This is a genomic window from Teredinibacter waterburyi (assembly GCF_001922985.1).
Lineage (GTDB): Bacteria > Pseudomonadota > Gammaproteobacteria > Pseudomonadales > Cellvibrionaceae > Teredinibacter > Teredinibacter waterburyi.
The window spans coordinates 1-511 of record NZ_MRUH01000145.1 but is presented as its reverse complement, the minus strand read 5'-3'; the positions used below and the strand labels follow the sequence as shown (position 1 = coordinate 511).

Genomic DNA, 511 nt, shown 5'->3' with positions numbered 1-511 from the left:
CTCTACTAGCCGTTAAGACGCATAACGCCGCCCACAGGGGCCGCAGTGGAGGCGAACGTTTTGTGCAAGCGTAGCGAAAAGCACAAAACGAGCGCCGGAACGGAGGTCCAGCCCGCTTGCGGGCGAGCCTGGTGGGCCTTGTTAGCTTTTTACTTTTAGTGACATTGCTTTTTCTGGATTAAATGGAATACCCATAATTTTTGCAACCGGACAGAACATTAAAATTCTAGCTATGCCTTTTACCTCTTCAACGTTTGGCGCCTCTGGTACAACCTCACGAAGAATACTTAAGCATTCAGCATTTACGCTAGGTAGTTTTTCTTTGCACTGTGCTAAATCAATTTCTCCTTTTCCCATTTGCAACACTCGTTTACAAGTATGCTTATCAATATCTTCCATATCAATATACTGATCTAGCATATCCTCTCGACTCAAATCGCTGCCGAATGAATCCACACTAAAAGCGAAAAAAATGGCCAATAAAATTAGTTTTTTCATTAATTCCTCTTAT

Annotated in this window: 1 protein-coding gene; it reads right to left on the bottom strand. The window is 42.9% G+C overall.

Annotation, left to right across the window (positions count from 1 at the left end):
• Nucleotides 1-141: 141 nt before the first annotated feature.
• Complete coding sequence (locus IDZ20_RS10920; RefSeq protein ID WP_188151471.1) at nt 142-498, bottom strand: hypothetical protein; 357 nt, start codon at nt 496-498, stop codon at nt 142-144.
• Nucleotides 499-511: the final 13 nt, after the last annotated feature.

Bases quoted from the DNA above. Each gene is read 5' to 3' on its own strand.
- IDZ20_RS10920 (WP_188151471.1), bottom strand. From the start codon at position 498: ATGAAAAAACTAATTTTATTGGCCATTTTTTTCGCTTTTAGTGTGGAT.